This is a genomic window from Raoultella sp. (assembly GCF_039594335.1).
In the GTDB taxonomy this organism is placed as follows: Bacteria; Pseudomonadota; Gammaproteobacteria; order Enterobacterales; family Enterobacteriaceae; genus Klebsiella.
In genome coordinates, this window is the sequence record NZ_JBCNNS010000171.1 from 1 (window position 1) to 7,517 (window position 7,517).

A 7,517-nucleotide genomic window follows, 5' to 3' on the forward strand; every position below is an offset into this window, starting at 1 on the left:
GGCAAGATCGGTATTGACCAGCGGCAACGGCTGAGCGGGACGGGCATTTTCGCGTTTAGTCACCAGAAACTCCCACCAGGCGGACAGCATATTTTTCTGCCCGGTGAAACCCGGTGTGGGAAGCTGATTATGAAACTGACCATCGCGATAGTGCGGCGACTGTTCCACCAGACTGAGCTGTGCACCCTGCGGCGCCCTGCCAAATCCGGCATTTAAGACAAACGGCAAAGCTGTTGCTGAGGCTAATAACATAATGACGACCACGCTGAAAGTGACACGGTTCATAACCTGACCAGATGAAACTCCCTATTATGAGAGTTTAATGATATAACTTGATTATGAGTGAGTAAGCACTCATTATTAGGATGAAAAGGAAAAGGCGTCAAGACGATTTTCATTTTTTTAACATCCACCGTTGCAGTGTCATGACATGGCATGTTTAGATCGGTGTTTCATTTCACGTGAGGTAAAATGTAGTGGCTCGTCCTAAGAGTGAAGATAAAAAACAAGCGTTGCTGGAGGCCGCAACGGTCGCCTTTGCCCAGTCGGGTATCGCTGCCTCAACCTCGGCCATTGCCCGCAGCGCCGGAGTTGCCGAGGGGACGCTGTTCCGCTATTTCGCCACCAAGGATGAGTTACTCAACGAACTGTACCTCTCGCTCAAGTCCGGGTTAGTTAAGGCGATGGTTGCCGGGCTGACGCCAAACGAAAAACGACCGAAAGAGAACGCCCGTACTATCTGGGACAGCTATATCGACTGGAGTATGCGCCACCCGATGGAGCACAATGCGATTCGCCGGATGGCGCTCAGCGAACGCATCACCGATGAAACCCGAACCCGCGTGAGAGAGATGTTCCCCGAGCTCAACGAAATGTGCCAGCTGTCGGTCAAGCCGGTCTTTCTGAGCGACGCCTACAGCGCATTTGGCGACGCTCTGTTTCTTTCGCTGGCGGAAACCACTATTGAATTTGCCAGCCACGATCCGCAGCGCGCCCGTGAACTGATCGCCCTCGGTTTTGAGACCATGTGGCTGGCGCTTCACGAGAACAATGCCTGATGGACCGTACTTCGTTGCACGCCAGTGCTCACCGTATTGCACTCACCTATCCGTTTACCGAACACTGCTGGCCGTTCGGCCCGGAGTATGATGTGTTCAAAGTTGGCGGGCGTATTTTTATGCTCACCATGACCATTCGCGGTCGTGCGCTGGTTAATCTGAAAGCCGATCCGCAAAAATCGCTGCTTAATCGGGAGATTTACCGCAGTATTGAGCCGGGATATCACATGAACAAAAAACACTGGATTACCGTCGTTCCCGGCGAGGATATCAGCGAGGATCTGCTGGCCGAACTTATCGATGATTCATGGAATCAAGTGGTAAATAAGCTGGCGAAAAAAGATCGGCTGCGGCTACGCCCAGTGGGATTTTCAGGCTAACGCGATAAGTGTTATCGCATTTTTGTCCCTTATCATTTCCCCGCCTTCGCTGTACTCTTCTCCCACTAAATGCCCCGCAAGGGGCTATAAACTCGAATTATCTTGTGCATAAACCGTGAGGAAGAGTTATGGATATCGTTTCCGTTGCCTTAAAGCGTCACTCCACGAAAGCCTTTGATGCCACGAAAAAACTGACTGCCGAAGAAGCCGAAAACCTGAAAACGCTGCTGCAATACAGCCCGTCGAGCACCAATTCACAGCCGTGGCACTTTATCGTTGCCAGCACGGATGAAGGGAAAGCGCGCGTAGCGAAAGCCACCAGCGGCATCTATATTTTCAACGAACGTAAAATTCTTGATGCTTCTCATGTTGTGGTTTTCTGCGCCAAAACCGCCATGGACGACGCCTGGCTGGAGCGCGTGGTTGACCAGGAAGAGGCCGATGGCCGCTTCGCCACCCCGGAAGCCAAAGCGGCTAACCATAAAGGCCGCGTTTTCTTTGCCGATATGCACCGTAAAGACCTGCAGGACGACCACCACTGGATGGCGAAGCAGGTTTACCTCAACGTCGGCAACTTCCTGCTCGGCGTCGCGGCGATGGGGCTGGACGCCGTGCCGGTTGAAGGGTTCGACGCCACGATTCTTGACGCCGAATTTGACCTGGCCGCACAAGGCTTTACCAGCATGGTAATCGTACCGGTCGGCCACCACAGCGCCGAAGATTTCAACGCCACGCTGCCGAAATCACGCCTGCCGCAGACGACGACCATCACCGAGATTTAATCTTCCCGCGCACGCCGCTCGCCGGCGTGCCAGATTCTTTCGGCATAGCGGCCAATCACCGCCAGTGAGATGGCAAGAATCAGGAAAAACAGCACTTTGTGTATCCCGTCCCAGAAAAACTCGAAGAAACGCGTATAGAGATTGATAGCCAGGAAGGTCAGGCCAAAACCGCGCAGCATTCCGTCATCCGTTTTCAGACTGATATAAATACAGACCCCCGCTGCGACGCCGAATAGCAGCGCCCACGGCAGTTGCTGCAGCGGTGAAATACTGTACCAGGCATCGAGATCCCGATAGCCAAAAATCGACAGAATCCACAGCGCGATAAACAAATACGTCAGGCCCATAGCCTTACTGACGGTAAACAGCCGACGCTGAAGCAGCCACGTTTGCAACATAAAACAGAGCGCCAGCAGCGCGCCGCCGAACAGCACAAAACGCATCGGATAGTTCATGCCCAGCCAGTAAGCGCCCCACCCTGACATGTAGCCGGTTTGTGCACCAAACCAGTTGCCCAGCGTCAGCAGGAAGAACAGCCACACCAGCCCGGAACGCGCCGCCAGGCCGATGGCGCCATAGATAACACCACCGACCAGAAACAGCGGCGCAATATGGCCGCTACCGTCACCCAGTCGCTCGCCGAGCTGCCACAACGCCAGCGCGGTCAACACCACGCCGACAAACAGAATCGCCTCGCTACTGTAGTGCCAGTGCGAAGCCCGCCGCTGACGGCGAAATCCCCAAAAGTAGCAAACCAGCGCCAGCACCGCCGGTAGCGCAATTCGCGCCAGCGCCGAGTTGCTGAACAGATCCGTCAACCACGCGATCAGTTCGCTATCGGAGAATACGCTGCCCAGCGCAATCAGCAGGCAGGCCAGCGCCGTCCAGAAGGCGTAGCGGCTCAGGCGCTGCCAGTCAAAGGCGCTCACCCGCAAGGTGCCTGCCAGCCGCTGGCTTTCCGCGTGGCTCAACGCCCCCGCAGCCTGCCATTCATCCAGCGCGCGCTGAATCACCCGCTGTTGTTTCCTGGTCACGTTCATCTGCGTTCCCTGTCGCTATGAGTAAAGAGAATCCTGTTTATCCAGCCACGCCAGCGCCTGCTCGCCGGCTTCGTCCATCGGCAGGTACACCAGCAGCCGGGAGCCATTACGCGGGGCGGAATACCAGTACATCTGCTGCAGACTAAAGCGCCCGAGCTGCGGATGGTTGAAATTCTTCACCTGATTTTCCACACCGCGGACGTCATAGCGCTGATGCCACAGCGCTTCAAACTCGGCGGAAGCGGCAAAAAAGCGCGCCAACTTATTTTCCCACAGCGGGTCGCCCCGGTGTTCGGCCATCGCCACGCGGAAGTAAGAGACAAACGTCGGCAGCACATCGCGATTTTCAATACGGCTGCGCCAGGCGTCGTGGGTAAGATAGAGATATATACAGTTACGATTTTCTTCGGGAATCGCGGCAAAATCGACGCCCATCAGCCGGCAAAAACTGTCGTTCCACGCCACGATATCGAAATTGGGTTTCTGGATGCTGGCCGGCTGCGGCATCAGGCTATCGAGCATCCGCCGGGTCCCCGGACTGATCCCCTCACATACGCTCACCTGTGTGGTTTCCGGCGGCGTCAGCCCGGCCAGCACGAACAGATGGCGCGTCTCCAGCGGGCTGCACTGCAACGCATTCGCGACGCTCATCAGCACCGCCTCCGACGGATTGACATCCCGCCCCTGTTCCAGCCAGGTGTACCAGGTCACGCCGACATCGGCCAGCATCGCCACCTCTTCCCGGCGCAGCCCGGGCGTGCGCCGCCGCCCTACTCGCGGCAGGCCGAGGCGTTGCGGGTCGAGGCTTTCACGTCGGGAGCGCAGAAAGGCGCCCAGCTGCTTACGGCTATCGTCGGGCGCTATCAGCACCGTTTCACGTTGCGGCATTCCCGTCATATTAACTCCAGCATGGTAGTGCTAATACCAGTATAAGTAGGAACTGGTACCCGTTTAATTTATCGGTAATGCTACGGCTATCCGCTGAATGACGCAATGGAGAGATCCGATGAATTCGTCTGCTGTTTCACCCGGCCGTGCCGGTTTACTGCTTCTGTTGACCGGCCAGATGCTGCCGCTGATCGACACCTCAATTACCAACGTGGCGCTGGACGCCATTACCCACTCGCTGGATGCCAGCGCCACCCAACTGGAGCTGATCGTCGCCCTCTACGGCGTCTCTTTTGCCGTGTGCCTGGCGATGGGCAGCAAGCTGGGCGATAACTACGGTCGCCGCCGCCTGTTTATGTGGGGGGTCGCACTTTTTGGCTTCGCCTCCTTGTTGTGCGGCATGGCCAACTCCATCAGCGGGCTACTGGCGGCCCGCACACTGCAGGGCGCAGGCGCGGCGCTGATCGTGCCACAAATCCTCAGTACCCTGCATGTGACGTTGAAAGGCACCGCTCATGCGCGCGCCATCAGTCTGTATGGTGGAATTGGTGGGATTGCTTTTATCGTCGGGCAAATGGGCGGCGGCTGGCTGGTCTCGGCGGATATCGCCGGTCTGGGCTGGCGCAACGCGTTCTTTATCAATGTCCCCATTTGCCTGCTGGTACTGGCGTTTAGCCTCCGCTATGTCCCGGAAACCCGCCGCGAAGCCCATTCGGCTATCGACTGGCAGGGCACTATCAGCCTGGCGCTGATCCTCTGCTGCCTGCTGTTTCCGATGGCGTTGGGTCCGGAACTTCACTGGCCGTGGACGCTCCAGCTTTTGCTGGTGGCCATACTGCCGCTGCTGGTCTGGATGCGGACCAGCGCGTTGCGCAAGCAGCAGCGCGGCGAACAGCCGCTGCTGCCGCCCCGGCTGCTGAAACTCACCAGTATTCGCTTTGGAATGGCTATCGCCCTGCTGTTCTTCAGCGCCTGGTCCGGCTTCATGTTCTGCATGGCTCTGACCATGCAAGCCGGTCTCGGCATGGCGCCCTGGCAGTCAGGCAACAGCTTTATCGCCCTCGGCGTGGCCTATTTTCTCTCCGCTTTGTACGCGCCGAGGCTGATTGCCCGCTACAGCATGGGACGTATTCTGCTGATTGGGCTGGTGGTGCAGATCGTTGGCTTACTGCTGCTGATGGCGACCTTCAGCCACTTCGGCGGTCAAACGTCGTCGCTGGCGATGGTGCCGTCTACCGCGCTTATCGGCTACGGCCAGGCGCTGATCGTTAACAGTTTTTATCGTATTGGCATGCGTGACATCAGCGCCAGCGATGCCGGTGCCGGAAGCGCCATTCTGAGCACCCTTCAGCAGGCGACGCTGGGATTAGGTCCGGCGCTTCTCGGCTCGCTGTTTTTAACCCTCGCCCAGCGTGGCGGCGGCTATCCGCAGGCGCTGATCGATTTCCTGGCCGTGGAAGTGGCAATGATGCTGCTCTTAGGCGCAATCGCCCTGTGGCTGCGCCAGCATCTCAATATTCGTCCGGTGGCTACCGCCTCATAATCCACGATGGCATAACGTCTGATTTGCATAATATACCTCCAGCGGTCATCATTATCGCTGGATGTACAGGAGACGTTATGCAGGAATTAATCTCACACATTGCCGCATTAGGCATCGCAATTACCCCCACCACTTCACTCATTATTATCTTCGGCATTATTTTACTGACGGCCATTGTCGTTCATTTTATTTTGCATAAAGGGGTGCTGCGCGCCTTCGAAAAACGCGCGCAGGCCAGCAGCCATTTGTGGCTGCAAATCATCACCCAGAACAAACTGTTTCACCGGCTGGCCTTTACCCTGCAAGGGATTATCGTCAATGTGCAGGCGGTTTTGTGGCTACAAAAAGGCAGTGAAGCCGCCAATATATTAACCACCTGCGCCCAACTGTGGGTCATGATCTATGCCCTGCTCTCTTTCTTTTCGCTGCTCGATGTGGTGCTCAATTTATCGCAGAAATTCGCCACCGCATCCCAACTGCCGCTGAAGGGGATCTTCCAGGGCATTAAGCTGGTCAGCGCGATTATTATCGGCATCCTGGTGATCTCATTACTGATTGGCCAGTCACCAGCGATTTTGATCAGCGGCCTCGGCGCCATGGCCGCGGTACTGATGCTGGTATTTAAAGACCCGATCCTTGGTCTGGTTGCCGGCATTCAACTTTCCGCCAACGACATGCTGAAGCTCGGTGACTGGCTGGAAATGCCGAAATACGGCGCCGACGGCGCGGTCATTGATATTGGCCTCACCACGGTGAAAGTCCGCAACTGGGACAATACCATCACCACGATTCCTACCTGGTCGCTGGTGTCCGACTCATTTAAAAACTGGAGCGGGATGTCCGCCTCCGGCGGGCGTCGCATTAAGCGCAGCCTGAATATTGATACCACCAGTATCCATTTTCTCGATGAGCGTGAGCAGCAGCGCTTAATTCAGGCCAGGCTGCTCAGGCCTTATATGGATTCGCGTTATCAGGAGATTAGCGAGTGGAACCAGCAAAACGCCGCCGACCATTCGGTGCTGAACCTGCGCAAGATGACCAATATCGGCACCTTCCGCGCCTATTTGCAGGAGTATCTGCGTAACCACCCACGGCTGCGCAAAGATATGACGATGATGGTGCGCCAGCTGGCGCCGGACGCCAATGGCCTGCCGATTGAGATCTACTGCTTCACCAGTACGGTGGTGTGGGCAGAATATGAGAGCATCCAGGCGGATATTTTTGACCACATTTTCGCCGTGGTTGACGAATTTGGGCTGCGTATCCACCAGTCGCCGACCGGCAACGATATTCGTTCGCTGGCGGCGGCACATCACGGATAATCCTCAGGCACTGGCGCGGGCAATGATGCGCCAGTCCATCATCACCCGTTCGGCAGTGGCGTCCGGGTTGTCGATTTTTTGCAGCAGGTTCACCGCCGTGCGGCCAATGTCGCGCGACGGCTGGGCCACAGTGGTCAGCTGCGGCGAGACCATCTCAGCCAGCTCCGTGCCATCAAATCCCATGACCGCAATATCCTCAGGCACCCGCAGTCCGGCCTGCGCAATCGCGCGCAGTGCGCCTGCCGCCAACGCGTCGGCGACGGCAAATACCGCGTCCGGTCGCTCCTGGGACGCCAGCAGTGTTTCCATTGCCGCTTTACCGGCGGAGGCGCTGAGGTCGCTGGCATAGACCACCTGCTGATAGGCCAGTTCACGCACATGGAGCACGTTTTTATAGCCGCGTTCACGCAGGCGAGCGTAGCGATAGCTCAGATCGTGGTTAATCAGCGCAATGCGCCGATGACCGCTCGCCACCAGCCGAGACACCGCCCCCTGCGCGGCATC

Annotated in this window: 8 protein-coding genes and 1 pseudogene; 5 read left to right on the top strand and 4 right to left on the bottom strand. The window is 57.0% G+C overall.

What is annotated here, in order from left to right; all coding sequences use genetic code 11:
* Positions 1-285 (bottom strand): annotated as a pseudogene (locus tag ACZAHD_RS20225) (RomA family MBL fold metallo-hydrolase); the annotation flags it as partial.
* Between the two features lie 191 nt (positions 286-476).
* Between ACZAHD_RS20225 and ACZAHD_RS20230 the strand changes: the two are divergent.
* The 3 genes from ACZAHD_RS20230 to nfsB all read left to right on the top strand — a co-directional run bounded on the left by ACZAHD_RS20230 (position 477) and on the right by nfsB (position 2,220).
* A complete protein-coding gene (locus ACZAHD_RS20230) occupies positions 477-1,058 on the top strand; it encodes a TetR/AcrR family transcriptional regulator (protein WP_462458347.1) in 582 nt (193 codons plus the stop codon).
* The gene (locus tag ACZAHD_RS20235) at positions 1,058-1,438 is read left to right on the top strand and encodes an MmcQ/YjbR family DNA-binding protein (RefSeq protein ID WP_462458348.1); all 381 of its coding nucleotides are present in this window, start codon (positions 1,058-1,060) and stop codon (positions 1,436-1,438) included. Before ACZAHD_RS20230 ends, ACZAHD_RS20235 begins: the two co-directional genes overlap by 1 nt.
* A gap of 128 nt (positions 1,439-1,566) precedes the next feature.
* Positions 1,567-2,220 carry an oxygen-insensitive NAD(P)H nitroreductase gene (nfsB, locus tag ACZAHD_RS20240; protein ID WP_462458349.1) on the top strand — a complete coding sequence of 218 codons (654 nt, stop codon included), beginning with the start codon at positions 1,567-1,569 and terminating at the stop codon, positions 2,218-2,220.
* Here the strand turns inward: nfsB and ACZAHD_RS20245 are convergent.
* Both ACZAHD_RS20245 and ACZAHD_RS20250 read right to left on the bottom strand, forming a co-directional pair.
* Positions 2,217-3,260, bottom strand: a complete 1,044-nt coding sequence (locus tag ACZAHD_RS20245; protein WP_462458350.1) for a DUF2157 domain-containing protein — start codon at positions 3,258-3,260, stop codon at positions 2,217-2,219. The two genes, nfsB and ACZAHD_RS20245, sit on opposite strands and share 4 nt — an antisense overlap.
* 15 nt (positions 3,261-3,275) lie before the next feature.
* The gene (locus ACZAHD_RS20250) at positions 3,276-4,157 is read right to left on the bottom strand and encodes a helix-turn-helix transcriptional regulator (RefSeq protein ID WP_462458351.1); all 882 of its coding nucleotides are present in this window, start codon (positions 4,155-4,157) and stop codon (positions 3,276-3,278) included.
* Positions 4,158-4,266: 109 nt separating this feature from the next.
* Here ACZAHD_RS20250 and ACZAHD_RS20255 point away from each other — a divergent pair, with 109 nt between their 5' ends.
* Positions 4,267-5,691: an MFS transporter gene (locus tag ACZAHD_RS20255; protein WP_462458352.1), complete on the top strand. Its 1,425-nt coding sequence runs from the start codon at positions 4,267-4,269 to the stop codon at positions 5,689-5,691.
* A 77-nt stretch (positions 5,692-5,768) separates the two neighbouring features.
* The gene (locus ACZAHD_RS20260; RefSeq protein WP_462458353.1) at positions 5,769-7,013 is read left to right on the top strand and encodes a mechanosensitive ion channel family protein; all 1,245 of its coding nucleotides are present in this window, start codon (positions 5,769-5,771) and stop codon (positions 7,011-7,013) included.
* Between the two features lie 3 nt (positions 7,014-7,016).
* Here the strand turns inward: ACZAHD_RS20260 and ACZAHD_RS20265 are convergent.
* On the bottom strand, positions 7,017-7,517 hold a 501-nt coding region (locus ACZAHD_RS20265; RefSeq protein ID WP_462458354.1), incomplete at its 5' end, for a substrate-binding domain-containing protein.

Bases quoted from the DNA above. Each gene is read 5' to 3' on its own strand.
- ACZAHD_RS20260 (WP_462458353.1), top strand. From the start codon at position 5,769: ATGCAGGAATTAATCTCACACATTGCCGCATTAGGCATCGCAATTACC.
- nfsB (WP_462458349.1), top strand. From the start codon at position 1,567: ATGGATATCGTTTCCGTTGCCTTAAAGCGTCACTCCACGAAAGCCTTT.
- ACZAHD_RS20255 (WP_462458352.1), top strand. From the start codon at position 4,267: ATGAATTCGTCTGCTGTTTCACCCGGCCGTGCCGGTTTACTGCTTCTG.
- ACZAHD_RS20250 (WP_462458351.1), bottom strand. From the start codon at position 4,157: ATGACGGGAATGCCGCAACGTGAAACGGTGCTGATAGCGCCCGACGAT.
- ACZAHD_RS20245 (WP_462458350.1), bottom strand. From the start codon at position 3,260: ATGAACGTGACCAGGAAACAACAGCGGGTGATTCAGCGCGCGCTGGAT.
- ACZAHD_RS20235 (WP_462458348.1), top strand. From the start codon at position 1,058: ATGGACCGTACTTCGTTGCACGCCAGTGCTCACCGTATTGCACTCACC.